Source organism: Mycobacterium kyorinense (assembly GCF_002101735.1).
Classification (GTDB): Bacteria; Actinomycetota; Actinomycetes; order Mycobacteriales; family Mycobacteriaceae; genus Mycobacterium; species Mycobacterium kyorinense.
The window spans coordinates 120,191-134,212 of record NZ_LQPE01000038.1; the positions used below are offsets into that span (position 1 = coordinate 120,191).

16 protein-coding genes are annotated in these 14,022 nt (G+C 69.5%); 7 read left to right on the forward strand and 9 right to left on the reverse strand.

Features of this window, described 5'->3' with window-relative positions:
- The first annotated feature begins 10 nt into the window (after nt 1–10).
- The 4 genes from macS (at nt 11) to AWC14_RS07210 (ending at nt 5,075) form a co-directional block, all read left to right on the forward strand.
- On the forward strand, nt 11–1,153 hold the full coding sequence (gene macS, locus AWC14_RS07195) for a MacS family sensor histidine kinase (RefSeq protein ID WP_142281598.1): 1,143 nt from the start codon (nt 11–13) through the stop codon (nt 1,151–1,153).
- Entirely contained in the window at nt 1,143–1,802 is a 660-nt protein-coding gene (locus tag AWC14_RS07200) for a response regulator (RefSeq protein ID WP_045379523.1), read from the forward strand. Before macS ends, AWC14_RS07200 begins: the two co-directional genes overlap by 11 nt.
- Before the next feature lie 62 nt (nt 1,803–1,864).
- Nucleotides 1,865–3,724 carry a DUF2339 domain-containing protein gene (locus tag AWC14_RS07205; RefSeq protein WP_057003117.1) on the forward strand — a complete coding sequence of 620 codons (1,860 nt, stop codon included), beginning with the start codon at nt 1,865–1,867 and terminating at the stop codon, nt 3,722–3,724.
- 46 nt (nt 3,725–3,770) lie between these two features.
- A complete protein-coding gene (locus AWC14_RS07210; RefSeq protein ID WP_045379526.1) occupies nt 3,771–5,075 on the forward strand; it encodes an acyltransferase family protein in 1,305 nt (434 codons plus the stop codon).
- 17 nt (nt 5,076–5,092) lie between these two features.
- Here AWC14_RS07210 and mshC read toward each other — a convergent pair whose 3' ends face one another.
- Genes mshC through AWC14_RS07250 form a run of 8 tightly spaced genes read right to left on the reverse strand, consistent with a single transcriptional unit; the run spans nt 5,093 to nt 10,984 of the window.
- The gene (gene mshC / locus AWC14_RS07215; protein WP_045379529.1) at nt 5,093–6,328 is read right to left on the reverse strand and encodes a cysteine--1-D-myo-inosityl 2-amino-2-deoxy-alpha-D-glucopyranoside ligase; all 1,236 of its coding nucleotides are present in this window, start codon (nt 6,326–6,328) and stop codon (nt 5,093–5,095) included.
- A 48-nt stretch (nt 6,329–6,376) separates the two neighbouring features.
- Nucleotides 6,377–7,153, reverse strand: a complete 777-nt coding sequence (locus tag AWC14_RS07220; RefSeq protein ID WP_235215921.1) for a 3'(2'),5'-bisphosphate nucleotidase CysQ — start codon at nt 7,151–7,153, stop codon at nt 6,377–6,379.
- 12 nt (nt 7,154–7,165) lie between these two features.
- Nucleotides 7,166–7,669, reverse strand: coding sequence for a DUF2505 domain-containing protein (locus tag AWC14_RS07225; RefSeq protein WP_045379531.1), 504 nt, complete (start codon nt 7,667–7,669; stop codon nt 7,166–7,168).
- A 1-nt stretch (nt 7,670) separates the two neighbouring features.
- Nucleotides 7,671–8,486, reverse strand: coding sequence for an SCO1664 family protein (locus AWC14_RS07230; RefSeq protein WP_045379534.1), 816 nt, complete (start codon nt 8,484–8,486; stop codon nt 7,671–7,673).
- Nucleotides 8,470–9,057, reverse strand: coding sequence for a DUF3090 domain-containing protein (locus AWC14_RS07235; protein ID WP_045379537.1), 588 nt, complete (start codon nt 9,055–9,057; stop codon nt 8,470–8,472). Before AWC14_RS07235 ends, AWC14_RS07230 begins: the two co-directional genes overlap by 17 nt.
- A 45-nt stretch (nt 9,058–9,102) precedes the next feature.
- A complete protein-coding gene (locus AWC14_RS07240; protein ID WP_045379540.1) occupies nt 9,103–9,795 on the reverse strand; it encodes a histidine phosphatase family protein in 693 nt (230 codons plus the stop codon).
- Nucleotides 9,792–10,622: an undecaprenyl-diphosphate phosphatase gene (locus tag AWC14_RS07245; protein ID WP_045379543.1), complete on the reverse strand. Its 831-nt coding sequence runs from the start codon at nt 10,620–10,622 to the stop codon at nt 9,792–9,794. The genes AWC14_RS07240 and AWC14_RS07245 overlap by 4 nt, the downstream gene beginning before the upstream one ends.
- A 50-nt stretch (nt 10,623–10,672) precedes the next feature.
- The gene (locus AWC14_RS07250; RefSeq protein WP_045379546.1) at nt 10,673–10,984 is read right to left on the reverse strand and encodes a hypothetical protein; all 312 of its coding nucleotides are present in this window, start codon (nt 10,982–10,984) and stop codon (nt 10,673–10,675) included.
- A gap of 121 nt (nt 10,985–11,105) precedes the next feature.
- On the opposite strand from AWC14_RS07250, the gene AWC14_RS07255 reads away from it, so the two are divergent.
- From AWC14_RS07255 to AWC14_RS07265, 3 genes are read left to right on the forward strand one after another with little or no spacing between them, the layout of a single operon-like run.
- Nucleotides 11,106–12,122 carry a YncE family protein gene (locus AWC14_RS07255; protein ID WP_142281592.1) on the forward strand — a complete coding sequence of 339 codons (1,017 nt, stop codon included), beginning with the start codon at nt 11,106–11,108 and terminating at the stop codon, nt 12,120–12,122.
- The gene (locus tag AWC14_RS07260) at nt 12,119–12,376 is read left to right on the forward strand and encodes a DUF5703 family protein (RefSeq protein WP_045379549.1); all 258 of its coding nucleotides are present in this window, start codon (nt 12,119–12,121) and stop codon (nt 12,374–12,376) included. Before AWC14_RS07255 ends, AWC14_RS07260 begins: the two co-directional genes overlap by 4 nt.
- A gap of 2 nt (nt 12,377–12,378) precedes the next feature.
- Nucleotides 12,379–13,434, forward strand: a complete 1,056-nt coding sequence (locus AWC14_RS07265) for a quinone-dependent dihydroorotate dehydrogenase (protein ID WP_045379552.1) — start codon at nt 12,379–12,381, stop codon at nt 13,432–13,434.
- Nucleotides 13,435–13,489: 55 nt separating this feature from the next.
- Here AWC14_RS07265 and AWC14_RS07270 read toward each other — a convergent pair whose 3' ends face one another.
- On the reverse strand, nt 13,490–14,020 hold the full coding sequence (locus AWC14_RS07270) for a YbhB/YbcL family Raf kinase inhibitor-like protein (protein ID WP_045379555.1): 531 nt from the start codon (nt 14,018–14,020) through the stop codon (nt 13,490–13,492).
- Between the last annotated feature and the right edge of the window lie 2 nt (nt 14,021–14,022).

A 14,022-nucleotide genomic window follows, 5' to 3' on the forward strand; every position in this document is an offset into this window, starting at 1 on the left:
CGGCCCGATGATGTCCAGCCGCAGTGATCCGGTCGCGCCGCTGTGGCGGGCGGCGCAGGTCTTTCGTCTGCTGAGTTGCCTGTATGCGTTGGGGTTTCAGGTCGCGATCAATGCCGATTTGCGCCGGCCCGCGCTGGCGTGGGTGTTGTGCGCGGTTCTACTCGGGTTCGGCGTGGTGTGCGCGGTCGCTTATCTGCAGGGGTTTGGGCGGCGGCCGGCGTGGGTGCTCGCCGAGATCGTGGTCGTGGTCGTGTTGATGTGCTCGAACAGGGTTGTGGCGTCGGCGCAGTGGGCGTCGGACAACCAGACGTGGCCCACGACGTTATGGGCGACCAATCCGACGATTTCTGCGGCGTTGCTGTTCGGCCCTGCCGGCGGCATGGTGACGGGAATGGCCGTGATGGCAACCAATTTCGCCGTAAAAAATTACTTCACCCTGGACATGACCCATAACGCCACCCTCATTGTCGAGATCGCGCTCGGGTTGGCCATTGGCATGGCCGCACAGACTGCTCGGCGTGCCCACGAGGAGCTGCAGCAGGCGATCCGGCTGTCGGTCGCGGTCGAGGAACGCGAACGCCTGTCGCGTCATGTTCATGACGGTGTGATCCAGGTGCTGGCGCTGGTATCCAAACGTGGCCGCGAGATCGGTGGCGACGCCGCCGAACTGGCGGATTTGGCGGGTGAACAGGAACGGGCGTTGCGCCGGCTGGTGGCCTCGGCGGACTTGCCGCGCGACGGCGACGCGACAACGGTCGACATCCGCACCCTGTTGACCCGCAGGCAAGACGAGCGGGTGTCGATCAGCTTGCCGGCCACGCCGGTGCCGCTGGTGCGGCATGTGGCTGACGAGCTCGACGCGGCGGTCGGCAACGCGCTGGACAACGTGCGCTTTCATGCGGGTCCGGATGCCCGGGCGTTCGTGCTGCTGGAGGATCTGGGGGACGCGGTGACCGTCAGTGTCCGCGACGATGGTGTGGGCATTCCCGTCGGCCGCCTCGACGAGGCGGCCCGGCAAGGACATGTCGGGATCTCGAAATCCATCGTCGGACGCCTGGCCGCGCTGGGCGGCAGCGCGCGTCTGAGCACCGATGTCGGCGCGGGCACCGAATGGGAGCTCACGGTCCCACGGGCGGAACAACATGGTGGCTGAACAGGCGTCGTTGACGGTGATGGTGGTCGACGACCATCCGATCTGGCGTGACGCGGTGGCCCGCGACCTCGCCGAGGGCGGCTTCACCGTGGTCGCTACCGCCGACGGCGTGGCCTCGGCGCGGCGGCGCGCCGCGGTGGTCAAACCCGACGTTGTACTGATGGACATGCGGCTCGCCGACGGCGACGGCGTGCAAGCCACCACCGCGGTGCTGGAGGTCTCGCCGTCTTCACGGGTGCTGGTGCTGTCGGCCTCCGACGAGCGTGACGATGTCTTGCAGGCGGTGAAGGCCGGCGCGCTGGGGTATCTGGTCAAGAGCGCATCGAGCGCCGAGCTCGCGCAGGCGGTGCGCGCCACCGCGGCGGGCCGGGCGGTGTTCACTCCCGGTTTGGCGGGGCTGGTGTTGGGTGAGTATCGCCGCCTGCAACGCGCTCCGCAGGCGGGCCCGGCCACTCCGGCGCTGACGGAGCGGGAGACCGAGGTATTGCGTTTAGTCGCAAAGGGGCTGTCCGCCAAGCAGATCGCCGGCAGGCTGTCGTTGAGTCACCGCACGGTGGAAAACCATGTTCAGGCGACTTTCCGTAAGCTTCAGGTCGCTAACCGGGTGGAGTTGACCCGCTACGCCATCGAGCACGGCTTGCACGAATAGCGGGCTGAAATCAGGTAGTTCTACTCATCCATTTCGATCGGTTGCCCGCGATCGTGGCAGCTATGACCGATCCGCATGTCGTTATCACCCGATTGTCTGCTGACTTCGAGTCGATCTCGCGGCAGATGTCACGAGTCTCGACGGACCTGGCCGAACTCGACCGCTACTTCGCGTCGTGGGCGGCCGGCCCGCAGTCGACGCCTGCCCCGACGCCGTCCCCGGTCGCGCCCGCACTCACCTCGCCGGCGACACCACCAGCCCCGGCCAAGCCCCGGTCCACACCACCGCCCGCCGCTACCCGGCCGGCGCAGGCGCAGCGCACAGAACCACCGCCGCCACCGGGCTGGCTGCCGCCGAGCACCCGCACACCGTGGGAGCCGCGGGAGTGGCGGCTCCCGGATTCGGCTCTGATCGGCAAGATCCTCGCGGTCGCCGGGGTGGCCGTCACGTTGGTCGGTGTCGTGCTGCTGCTGGTTTTAGCCGCCAAGGCCGGCCTGCTGAGCCCGCAGATCAGGGTGGCCGGCGGCGGCGCGCTTGCGGTCGCACTAGTGACGGTCGGCGCCCGGCTGCACAGCCGGCCGGGTGGGCGCGTCGGCGCGATCGCGCTGGCCGCCACCGGTATTGCGACTGGCTACCTCGACGTCATCGCCGTGACCACGATCTACCGCTGGGTGCCGGCCGCGGCCGGGCTGGCGATCGCCGCCGCCGTGGGCGGTGCAGGCCTGGCTCTGGCGCGGAGGTGGGACTCCGAACACCTCGGATTGCTGGTAGTCGTCCCGTTGATCGGCCTGGCGCCCGCCATCACGCACGGCGTCGATCTCATGGTCATCGGTTTCATGCTCGCCCTGTCGGTGGCGGCCCTGGCGGTGCAGTGGGGCAAGGACTGGATCTGGATGTACGCCGCGCGCATCGCCGCCCCCACCGTGCCTGCGCTGATCGCCCTTGCCACGATCGGCGCCGACGACCCGTGGCTGGTGGGCGTGGCCTGCGGCCTGGCCGCGCTGCTGGCCATCGTGTCCGGGCTCGCGCTCGCGTCCACCATCACCAACACGACCGCGCTCGCTGTTTTGGCGGCGGTGGGAACCCTGCCGGTGCTGGCCTGCGGCGTGGCGGTCGACCGCGTGCTGGCCACGCTGTTGACCGCCAGCCTCGCCGCGGGCCTGCTCGCACTGGTCGTGCTGGGCCGCGAACTGCCCCGCATCGTCGTGCAGGTCTGGTCAGTGCTGTCCGCAGCGTCGGCGCTCATCGCAGTCACCACCGCGTTCAACGGCTACCTCGAAGCGCCAGTGCTGCTGGCGATGGCCATCGTTGTCGCGGTCGCGGGCCGGCGCGACGCGATCGCCCGTTGGGTGGCAGCAGGATTCGGCTTTTTCGGCCTGGCCGCATACCTGCACTACGCCCCGCCGGGCAACCTGTTGACGGGCACCACGGTGCCGACCTCGGTCGCGGTCGCCACGCTGGTCACCAGCCTGCTGGTGATCGCCTATGTGGCGGCCATGGCGCCGGTGCACACCCTGATCGACGCACGCGATCCCGACCTCACCCGGCTGCTGGCCATCGCCGGCGCAGCGCAACTCGTCTACGCCGTCACCATGTTCACCGTGACCGCCGGCGTCCTGATCGGCGGCACCAGCGACGGGTTCCTGGCCGGGCACATGGCGGCCACGATCTGCTGGATCGCCATGGCCGCCACGCTTTTCGGCTACGCGCGCCGAGTGTCGAACCAGAGGCGGGCGATCGCGGTGATCGGCGCTCTGGCGCTGACCGCAGCAGCCACGGCCAAGCTGTTCCTGTTCGATCTGGGCACTCTCGACGGCATCTTCCGGGTGACCGCCTTCATCGTCGTGGGCCTGGTGCTGCTCGCCATGGGCACCGGTTACGCCCGCTCCCTGGCCCAGCGCGACCGCAGTCTCCAACACTGACTCACCACCGCGAAAACCGCTTCACCGAAAGGAATCTGAACACACCATGACAACGTTGACTGGACTTCCCACACCCGACGAGCTGGCGGCCGCCACCCCGGCCGGGCGCGACCGCGCACTAGACGTCATCCGCATCACGTCGCTGATCGCAGTAGTTGCCGGCCACACCGTCATGGCGATCAGCACCATCCGCGGCGGCGTGCTCATCTGGGACAACCTGCTCACCAAATCCGTTGTATTCCAAGCCTTGACGTGGGTCTTCCAGATCATGCCGCTGTTCTTCTTCGCCGGCGCCGCCGCATGCCTGACGTCCTGGCAGCCCGGCACGAACTGGGGCAACTGGCTGATGACACGTTGCACGCGACTGTTCCGGCCGGTGTTCTACTACCTCGGGTTCTGGGCGATCGCGCTGACCGCCCTGCATCTTGTTCTGCCCCAACACGTCTACGACCCGATCGCCGGTGTCAGCACCCAGGCGCTGTGGTTCCTCGGCGCCTACGTGTTAGTGCTCGCCGCCATGCCAGCGCTGTACCGGATCACGACCACCGCCCGCCTGGCCGCCGCTGTGACCGCCGTCTACGGGGCCATCGCCGTCATCGACGTCGTCCGGCTGCATTGGCCTGCCGCAACCTCGCTCGGCTATCTGAACCTCGCGGTCTGGTTGATCCCGGCCATGTTCGGCGTCGCCTACCGCCGCCAGCTGCTCACCGGCCGCACCGCCCTCATGGTCGCTGCCGCGGTGTTCGCGGTGAACGCCGCCCTGGTGTGGTGGGGGCCGTACCAGGTGAGCATGGTCGGCACCGGCGACCACCACCTGTCCAACACCAGCCCACCGTCGCTGCTGATGGCCGGCCACTCCATCGTGCTGAGCCTCGTGGCGATCGCCGCCGCCCCGGCGATCAGCCGGTGGGCGCAGCGGCCACGCGTGTGGTGGTGGACAGCGCTCGGCAATTCCGGTGCCATGACGCTCTATTTGTGGCATATCCCCGCACTGCTGGGCATCCATCTGCTCTTCGACGAGCTCGGCCTGCCCCGCTACCCCGGCCAGCCCCATTTCGCCGTGGTCACCGTCGCGCAGCTGCTGCTGATGGCCGGCGTCGTCGCAACCCTGTTCATCGCACTACGGCCCTTGGAAAACAACCCTCTGCCAGGCTGGGACCGCGCCGCGCCCGTCAAGACCGCCGGGCGCGGCCGGGTAATCGGCGCGCTGCTGTGCGTAGCCGGGGCCGCGACATTGGTGTCGATCCACTGGGGCCTCAAAGATGTCGGCCTGTACTTCCAAGCCACCACCGTGACCGCGCTCATCGCCGCCCGAGCCCTCGCGCCGACGCGGCCCCACATCAAGCTCTGACGCAGCCACGGCGAGCGCTAAAGCTGCACGCCGAGCAAGGCGTCCACCGCGGTCGCCACCGCCTGCGGCGCGGCGGCGTCGTGGCCGCCGTAGTCGAGCGCGTCGGTGACCCAACCGTCAACGGCGGCAAGGGCTTTCGGGGTATCCAAATCGTCGGCCAGATAATGGCGCAGCCGAGCGATGGTGTCGGCGGCGTCCGGGCCGGCCGACAGCGCGGTCGCAGACCGCCACCGGTGCAGCCGCGCTGTGGCCTCGTCGAGCAACTGGGTGGTCCAGTAGCGGTCGGCACGGTAATGCCCGGCCAAAAGCCCCAGCCGGACCGCCGACGGCTCGACACCCTGGGCGCGCAGCGCCGACACCAGCACCAGGTTGCCGCGGCTTTTGGACATCTTGTGGCCGTCCCAGCCGATCATGCCGGCGTGCACGTAGTGGCGGGCGAAACGCCGCTCGCCGCTGACACATTCGGCGTGCGCGGCGGTGAACTCGTGATGCGGGAAGATCAGGTCGGTGCCGCCGCCCTGGATGTCCAGCCCGGTGCCGATGCGGCTGAGCGCGATCGCCGCGCACTCCACATGCCAGCCCGGCCGGCCGGGGCCGAAAGGCGAGTCCCAACTGGGCTCGCCCGGGCGGGCGGCCCGCCACATCAGCGCGTCGAGCGGGTCCGTTTTGCCGGGCCGGTCCGGGTCGCCGCCGCGTTCGGCGAACAAGGCCAGCATGGTGTCGCGGTCGTAGCCGGACTCATAGCCGAATTGCAGTGTGGCGTCGGCGCGGAAGTAGACGTCGGGATAGTCGCCGTCGACAAGGTAGGCCGCCCCCGACGCCAGCATCTTCTCGACGAGTTCGACGACCTCTTCGATGGCCTCGGTCGCCGCGACGTACTCGCGCGGCGGCAACACCCGCAGCGCCGCCATGTCGTCGCGGAACAGCGTGACCTCCCGCGCCGCGAGGTCACGCCAGTCGACCCCGTCGCGTTCGGCCCGCTCGAACAGCGGGTCGTCGACGTCGGTGACGTTCTGCACGTAGTGCACGTCGTGCCCGAGATCCAGCCACAGCCGGTGGATCAGGTCGAATGCCAGATACGTGGCGGCATGCCCGAGATGCGTGGCGTCATACGGGGTGATGCCGCAGACGTACATGCTGGCCGTGGGTCCGGCGGCCACCGGGCGAACTTGGCGGTCGGAGGTGTCGTAGAGCCGTAGCTCCGGCCCTCGTCCCGGCAGCGCCGGCGGCGGTACCGAAGGCCACGACTGCATACCGTCGACTTTAAGCGTCGGGTCAGCCCGCCAACCGGATGGCACCCGCTACGCCGCGCTTGCAATCGCCGCCAGCAGCACGTCGGCCAGCTCGGGGCGGCACATCAGGAAGTCGGGCAGATACGGGTCGGGCCGGTTGTAGATCAGCTCGGAGCCGTCGAGGCGCGACGCGTGCAAACCCGCCGCCAGCACCACGCCCGCCGGCGCGGCCGAGTCCCACTCCCACTGCCCGCCGGCGTGGACGTAGGCGTCGACGTCGCCGCGCACCACCGCCATCGCCTTGGCCCCGGCCGAGCCGATCGGCACCACCTCGACGTCGAGCCGCTCCACCAGCCGGCACAGCACCGCGGGCGGCCGGGTGGAGCTGGCGGTGATCCGGATCGGCCCCGAATGGAGCGACGCGTCGATGCGGACGGTGTCGCTGCGGTACAACTCGCCCATCGCGGGCAGCGCCACCGCGGCGTCGGTGATGGCCCCTTGTGGGCCGCCATCGCGCCGCCACAACGCCACGTGCACGGCCCAGTCGTCGCGGCCGGGCGTCGAGAACTCGCGGGTGCCGTCCACCGGGTCGACGATCCACACCCGGTCGGCCCGCAACCGGGTCAGGTCGTCGTAAGCCTCTTCGGACAGCACCGCATCGCCCGGCCGCTCGGCGCGCAGCCGTCGCAGCAGCAGCGTGTTGGCGTACGCATCGCCGGCATCGCCGAGCCGCCAGGGATACTCGAACCCGACCTCGTCGCGCACCGCCAGCAGCAGCCGCCCGGCGTCGGCGGCCAGGTCGGCGGCCAGCGCCGCGTCGGTCAACTCCGGGCTCACCCGGTCCAGTATTGCCAATGCTCAGCGGTTTTCCGCAATCCAGTCGCTGGTGAAGCCCAGCGTCGCGGTGATCCCTTCGCCGAGTTGGTCGCCGATCATGTTCTCGATCTGTCTTCCGACCAACGGGACTTTGACCGCTACGGTCACGGTGACCCTCAGCTGTGAACCGCTGTGCACCGGCACCAGCAACGCCTCGGCGAACGCCGACATCCGCAGGCCGCGAACGGCCACGTCGACCTCTCCGCGCACCTGATCGTCGCCGATCCGGCTCCACACCTCGTTGTGCACCATCCGCAGGTCCCCGCGCTGCAAATGGGCAATCGGCTTGGGCAGCTGGCCGCGGACCAGGCCGATCGTGACCCCGACTTGCACGCGGCCGGCCGGATCGACGACCAGCGACTCGAGCCTGGCGGCGTCTTTGGCGGCGGCCAGCCTCGCCCGCCAGTAACTCTCGTCGCCGAACGCCGCCAGGATCTCGTCGACGCCCGCCGGGGACTCCGCCGACGTTTCGAATGAACGCGCCATCTCAGAACGCCGGCCAGGGAATGGGACGATGCCGGTCCGGGCTGGGCATCACCGGGTTGTCGAGTAGCGCGCGGGCCCGCAGCCGCAACGCGGCGATCTCGGCGGCGGTGATGTGCTCGGCCAGCTGGTCGCACAGCGGTCCGTTGAGGGCGTCGACCAGGCGGGCCACGGCGTCCAGCGTGTCGTCGTCGACGGGCTTGCCGGCCCAGCCCCACAGCACCGTGCGCAGTTTGTCCTGCACGTGCAGACACACCCCGTGGTCGACGCCGTAGACGTCGCCGTCGACGCCGCGCAGGACGTGCCCGCCCTTGCGGTCGGCGTTGTTGACCAGGATGTCGAACACCGCCATCCGCCACAGCCGGATGTCGTCGGCGTGGACCAGGGTGACTTCGTCGCCGGCGTAGTCATATGCCCGCAGCACCGGCAGATAGCCGGGCGGCAACTTGTCGGCCGGGACGAGGTCGACCAGATCCGGGCCCGGCGCAGGGTCTGACCCGGGCGCGTCGCCGGGCTGGTCGACCCAGCGCTGCAGCATGCCGGGACCGGCCGGCCCGTAACGAATGATGGTGTACGGCACGATGTTCCAGCCCAGCTGCGCCGAAACCAGGTAGGCGCCGAGTTCGCGCCCGGCCAGCGTGCCATCGGGGAAATCCCACAGCGGCTGCTCGCCGGCGACCGGCTTGTAGACGCAGTGCACACTGCGCTCCCCCAGCGTCGCTTCGCACAGGAAGGTGGCGTTGCTGGCCGAGCGGATGCGTCCGAGGACGGTCAGCTCGCCGCGCCGCAACACCTCACGATCGTCAGCCCTCGACGTCATCGTCAGACCCGAGCAACGCGCTACGCCGGTAGCCGTTGGTGCGCGCACAGATGTGTCCGTCCGGGTCCAGCGGTTCGTCACACAGCGGGCAGGGTGGGCGGCCCGCGGAGATGACGAGGTTGGTGCGAGTTGCGAACTGCCGCGCCGACTCCGGCGTCAGGAACACCCGCACGGCGTCGGGACCCTCGTCGGTGTCGTCGAGCACGACCGACGCGTCGAACTCGGTGTCGGTGACGGCCAGCAGCTCCACCACGACGGTCTGCGCCTCGGAATCCCAGCCGAGGCCCATTGTGCCGACCCGGAATTCGGCGTCGACCGGGGTGATCAACGGGCTGAGATCCTCGACCTCGGTGGTCTCCGGCGGCACCGGGGTGCCGAAGCGACGGTTGACCTCGAGCAGCAGCGCACCGATGCGCTCGGCGAGCACCGCGACTTGCTGCTTTTCCAGTACCACCGACACCACACGCGAGTCGCCGACCGCTTGCAGGTAAAACGTCCGGTTGCCGGGCTGGCCGACGGTCCCGGCGACGAAGCGGTCGGGTGTGCGGAAGACGTGAATTGCGCGGGCCATGGCATCTCCCAAAATACCGGCTACTGGCGCTATGCCGTAATGCCTTCAGTCGGTGGAGCCGCCGACCACCGCGTCGCTCGGCGGTGCTTCGCCGTCCGGTGACGGCGGCGCCGTCAGCGCGGACGTCAGCCGGGCGCCGGTGTGGTTGACGTGCATCACGAACGGGCGTAACTGCGTGTAGCGAATCACACTCATCGACGCCGGATCGGCGGTGACGCGCTGGAACCCGTCCAGGTGCAGACCCAGCGCGTCGGCGACGACAGCCTTGATCACGTCGCCGTGGGTGCAGGCCAGCCACAGCGCGTCGCCGCCGTGCTCGTCGGCCAGCCGCCGGTCGTGATCACGCACTGCGGCCACCGCGCGCGTCTGCACCTGTGCCAAGCCCTCGCCGCCCGGGAACACCGCCGCGCTGGGGTGCGCCTGCACCACCGCCCACAGCGGCTCCTTGGTCAGGTCGGCGATCTTGCTGCCGGTCCATTCGCCGTAGTCGACCTCCGAAAGCCGTTCGTCGATGACGGGCTGCAGGCCCAGCGCCCCGGCCAGCGGTTCGATCGTGCGCCGGCAGCGCAGCAGCGGCGAGGACACCACCGCGCGGATCGGCAGCCCGGCGAGCCGGTCGATCAGGCCATCGGCTTGCTCGCGGCCCTTGTCGTCGAGGTCGACGCCTTCGGAACGGCCGGCCAGCACGTGTGCGGTGTTCGAGGTGGATCGCCCGTGCCGCAACAGGATGACGGTCATAGGGCCGCCACGGTCCCGGTTGCCAGCAGGATCAGCACCGTCACCCCGGCGATTATCCGGTAACCGACAAACCAGTACATGTTGTGACGCACCAGAAACCGCAGGAACCAGGCCACCGCGGAGAGCCCGACGACGAAGGCGATGATCGTGGCGACCAACAGCTGCGGGCCGGTGGCGCTCATCCCTTCCCGCACGGGGTGAAAGGCGTCGGGCAGCGAAAACAGCCCCGAGGCGAACACGGCCGGGATCGCCAGCAGAAAGCCGAACCGCGCGGCCAGTTCGCGCTCGAGACCAAGAAACAGCCCGGCGCTGATCGTGGCCCCGGACCGCGAGACCCCGGGAACCAGCGCCAGCGTCTGGGCAAAACCCACGACGACGGCGTCGCGCCAGCTGAGCTGGTCGATGTGGCGGGTCTGGCGGCCGAGGTACTCGGCTGAGGCGATCACCGCGGAAAACACCACCAACGCCGTCGCAATCACCCACAGGTTGCGCACTCCGGAGCGGATCTCGTCGGTGAACACCAGGCCCAGCACGCAGATCGGAATGGTGCCGATGATCACATACCAGCCCAGCCGGTAGTCGGCGCCGCGGTGTGCCTTGACCACCAAGCCGTCGAACCATGCCCGGACGATGCGCACGATGTCACGCGCGAAATACACCAATACCGCGGCCTCGGTGCCCAATTGGGTGACGGCGGTGAACGAGGCGCCGGCATCACAGTCGAACATCAGCCGCGAGACGATTGCCAGGTGGCCCGAAGACGACACCGGAAGGAACTCGGTCAATCCCTGCACCACGGCCAAAACGATTACCTGCCACCAAGACATCGCCGCCGTCGCAGACACGACGACGACCGTACCTGGTGGGTCCGGCCGGGCTAGACGGGCTCGGCGACCGCGACCGAGTCACGCACCGCGGCGGCAAGGCTGCGCTCGTCGGTGATGTCGATGTCGACGACGCTTCGCTTGGACTTGGCGATCACGTCCTCGGGCTGCGGGACCGGGCCGCTCAAGCGAGGCCGGTAGACCTCGACCAGCAGCCAGCGCCGTTCGACGCGAAACGCGAAACTGCGGCCGTCGCCGACATGCCCGAAACCACTTGCGAACGCCCTGGCCGGGAAGACCCCGGTCCACATGTCCTCGATCACGAAATCCGTGTCGGCGTAGTGACGGTCTTCGGCGACGGTCATGCGGCGACCATACCTTCCGAACGAACCGCGGCATCCGCGACGGCGCCGCGTTGCGACCGGGGATCTTCCCTAGACTCGGAATTCGATCCGGCTACCCGTCGCATACCTCGAGAGTTACCCCTTGCCCAGATTTTGTAAACCCGCAGTTCACCGGCGCGTCGCTGGCCTGCTGGTTTTGACGGGGCTGGTGCTCGGCTGCTCGCCGAGGACGCTGGACGCAGCACCGCCGACGATCCAGCCCGCGCAGCCCGCCGGGTCCCCGCCCGTGTCCGCGGCTCCGGCCGGCGCTGTGCGAGCACTCGACGGCCGTCCGCGGGCGGCGATCTTCGACGCACGTACCGGCGCGCTGGTGTTGTTGGGAACCGAGTCCGTCACCCTGCTGGGCGCCGGGCAGGCACCGCCGCGGGTCATCGCGCTGCCCGGCCCGGCGAGCGCGTTGACCGGCGACGGCGCGGGCAACGCGTACCTGTCCACCCGCGGCGGCTACTTCGTCGTCGACCTGTCCACCGGCCACGTCGCCCGGGTCGACATCGGCGACGCGCGGGACATCGAGTTCACCGCGATCGCCCGCCGCGCCGACCACAAGCTGGTGCTGGGCACCGCCGACGGCGCGGTCTACACGCTGTCTTCCGAGACAGCGACAGCGAACCGTTCTAATATCTTGGGTCGCATCGATTCCCTTGTGGCACAAGGCAATACCGTAGTCGCGTTGGACCGGGGACAGACGACGGTCACCACCGTCGACGCCGACGGCACCGTGGGGCAGGCGTTACGCGCCGGGCAGGGCGCCACCACGATGGCCGCCGATCCGCTGGGCCGGGTGCTGGTGACCGACACCCGCGGCGGCCAGCTGCTGGTGTACGGCGTGGACCCGCTGATTTTGCGTCAGGCCTACCCGGTCAAGCAGTCGCCGTACGGTGTGGCCGGGTCGCGCGGGCTGGCCTGGGTGTCACAAACCGCTGCGAATTTGGTCATTGGTTACGATCTGTCCACCGGAATCCCCGTCGAAAAGGTACGTTACCCAACCGTGCGGCAACCCAACACGCTGGCGTTCGACGACACGTCGGGCACGCTGTATGTGGTGTCGGGTTCGGGCGCCGGAGTCCAGGTCATCGAGCACGCGGCGGGCCCCCGTTGAGCGCGCCGCGGCGCGGGCGGTTGCCGGCAGGGTGGGACGCCGAGATGTCCGACGAATACGAGTGGGCACCGCTGCGCCTGCCGCCGGAGGTCACCCGGCTGTCCGCCTCGACCCGGCTGTCCATCGAAGCGGAGTATCGCGGCTGGGAGCTGACCCGAGTCCGGCTCTACACCGACGGCAGCCGGCGAGTCTTGTTGCGCCGCAAGAAGACTCGCATCGAGCAGGGCGGCCGCCCCGACCAGCCCGCGCTTTGAGCGTGTACGGCGCACTTCGCCGGGCGCTGTTCCTGGTGCCGCCCGAGCGCATCCACACAATCGTGTTCGCCGGCCTGCGCGGTGCGACCGTTAGCGCGCCCCTGCGCCGACCTCTGCAGCGGTTGCTGGCTCCCGCGGACCCGATACTGGCCAGCACGGTTTTCGGGGTGCGCTTCCCCGGGCCCCTCGGGCTGGCCGCCGGTTTCGACAAGGACGGTGTCGGGCTCAAGACGTGGGGAGCGCTGGGCTTCGGCTACGCCGAGGTGGGCACGGTCACCGCCCAGCCGCAACCGGGCAACCCGCCTCCCCGGATGTTCCGGCTGCCCGCCGATCGGGCGCTGCTCAACCGGATGGGCTTCAACAACCGCGGTGCGGCCGAGCTGGCGACCCGGCTGGCGCGCCACCGGCCCGACGTGCCGATCGGGGTCAACATCGGCAAAACCAAGGCGGTCCCGGCCGAGCAGGCCGCCGACGACTACCGGGCCAGCGCCCGGCTGGTCGGTCCGCTGGCGTCGTATCTGGTGGTGAACGTGAGCTCGCCGAATACCCCCGGGCTGCGTGACCTGCAGGCGGTCGAGTCGCTGCGCCCCATCCTGTCGGCTGTGCTCGAGGAGACCTCGACGCCGGTGCTGGTCAAAATCGCGCCGGATATGGCCGACTCCGACATCGACGAAATCGCTGACCTGGCAGTCGAATTGGGCCTGGCCGGCATCGTCGCCACCAACACCACCGTCTCCCGCGACGGCCTGGCCACCCCCGGGGTCGAGACACTCGGCCCGGGCGGCATCTCCGGCCCGCCGCTGGCGCGGCGGGCCGTCGAGGTGCTGCGCCGGCTCTACACCCGCGTCGGCGACCGGTTGGTGCTGATCAGCGTCGGCGGCATCGAGACCGCCGACGACGCCTGGGAACGCATCACCGCCGGCGCCTCGCTGCTGCAGGGCTACACCGGCTTCATCTACGGCGGGGGCTTGTGGGCCAAGCACATTCACGACGGGATCGCCCAGCGACTGCGTGACGGCGGGTTCGCGTCGCTGAGCGACGCCGTCGGCTCCGGCTAATGCGATTTCGGCGCGGTATCCGTCGCTGGGCGACGGTTATCCGCGCCGAAACCGCTTACCGCTGCTCGTACGTGCCGTAGATGACCGCCCGCGCGATCGCGTGCTGGAAGAGGTTGAAGCCCAGGAACGCCGGGCTGGCGTCCTCGTTGAGGTCGAGTTTTTCGACCCCCACTGCATGCACGGTGACGTAGTAGCGGTGCGGGCCGTGCCCCGGCGGCGGAGCGGCCCCGACGTAGCGACGCATGCCGGCGTCGTTCACCAGAGTCAGCGCGCCGCCCGGCAGCTCGCGGCCGTCGCCGACACCTTCGGGCAGTTCGGTGACCGTCGCCGGCAGGTTGGCCACCGCCCAATGCCAGAAGCCGGAGAGGGTCGGCGCGTCGGGGTCGTAGACGGTGACCGCGAAGCTGCGGGTTTCCTCCGGGAAGCCCGACCAGCTCAGGTGCGGGCTGGCATCCTCGCCGCCGGCGCCCATGATGCCGCTGATCTGGGCCGTCGCCAACGGCTGCCCGTCGGTGATCGACTTCGAGTGCAGCTGAAACGACGGCAGCTTGGGCAGCGTCGCGTACGGGTCGGGGGGTGTGATCATGC

Bases quoted from the DNA above. Each gene is read 5' to 3' on its own strand.
- macS (WP_142281598.1), top strand. From the start codon at position 11: ATGTCCAGCCGCAGTGATCCGGTCGCGCCGCTGTGGCGGGCGGCGCAG.
- AWC14_RS07200 (WP_045379523.1), top strand. From the start codon at position 1,143: ATGGTGGCTGAACAGGCGTCGTTGACGGTGATGGTGGTCGACGACCAT.
- AWC14_RS07205 (WP_057003117.1), top strand. From the start codon at position 1,865: ATGACCGATCCGCATGTCGTTATCACCCGATTGTCTGCTGACTTCGAG.
- AWC14_RS07210 (WP_045379526.1), top strand. From the start codon at position 3,771: ATGACAACGTTGACTGGACTTCCCACACCCGACGAGCTGGCGGCCGCC.
- mshC (WP_045379529.1), bottom strand. From the start codon at position 6,328: ATGCAGTCGTGGCCTTCGGTACCGCCGCCGGCGCTGCCGGGACGAGGG.
- AWC14_RS07225 (WP_045379531.1), bottom strand. From the start codon at position 7,669: ATGGCGCGTTCATTCGAAACGTCGGCGGAGTCCCCGGCGGGCGTCGAC.
- AWC14_RS07230 (WP_045379534.1), bottom strand. From the start codon at position 8,486: ATGACGTCGAGGGCTGACGATCGTGAGGTGTTGCGGCGCGGCGAGCTG.
- AWC14_RS07235 (WP_045379537.1), bottom strand. From the start codon at position 9,057: ATGGCCCGCGCAATTCACGTCTTCCGCACACCCGACCGCTTCGTCGCC.
- AWC14_RS07240 (WP_045379540.1), bottom strand. From the start codon at position 9,795: ATGACCGTCATCCTGTTGCGGCACGGGCGATCCACCTCGAACACCGCA.
- AWC14_RS07245 (WP_045379543.1), bottom strand. From the start codon at position 10,622: ATGTCTTGGTGGCAGGTAATCGTTTTGGCCGTGGTGCAGGGATTGACC.
- AWC14_RS07250 (WP_045379546.1), bottom strand. From the start codon at position 10,984: ATGACCGTCGCCGAAGACCGTCACTACGCCGACACGGATTTCGTGATC.
- AWC14_RS07270 (WP_045379555.1), bottom strand. From the start codon at position 14,020: ATGATCACACCCCCCGACCCGTACGCGACGCTGCCCAAGCTGCCGTCG.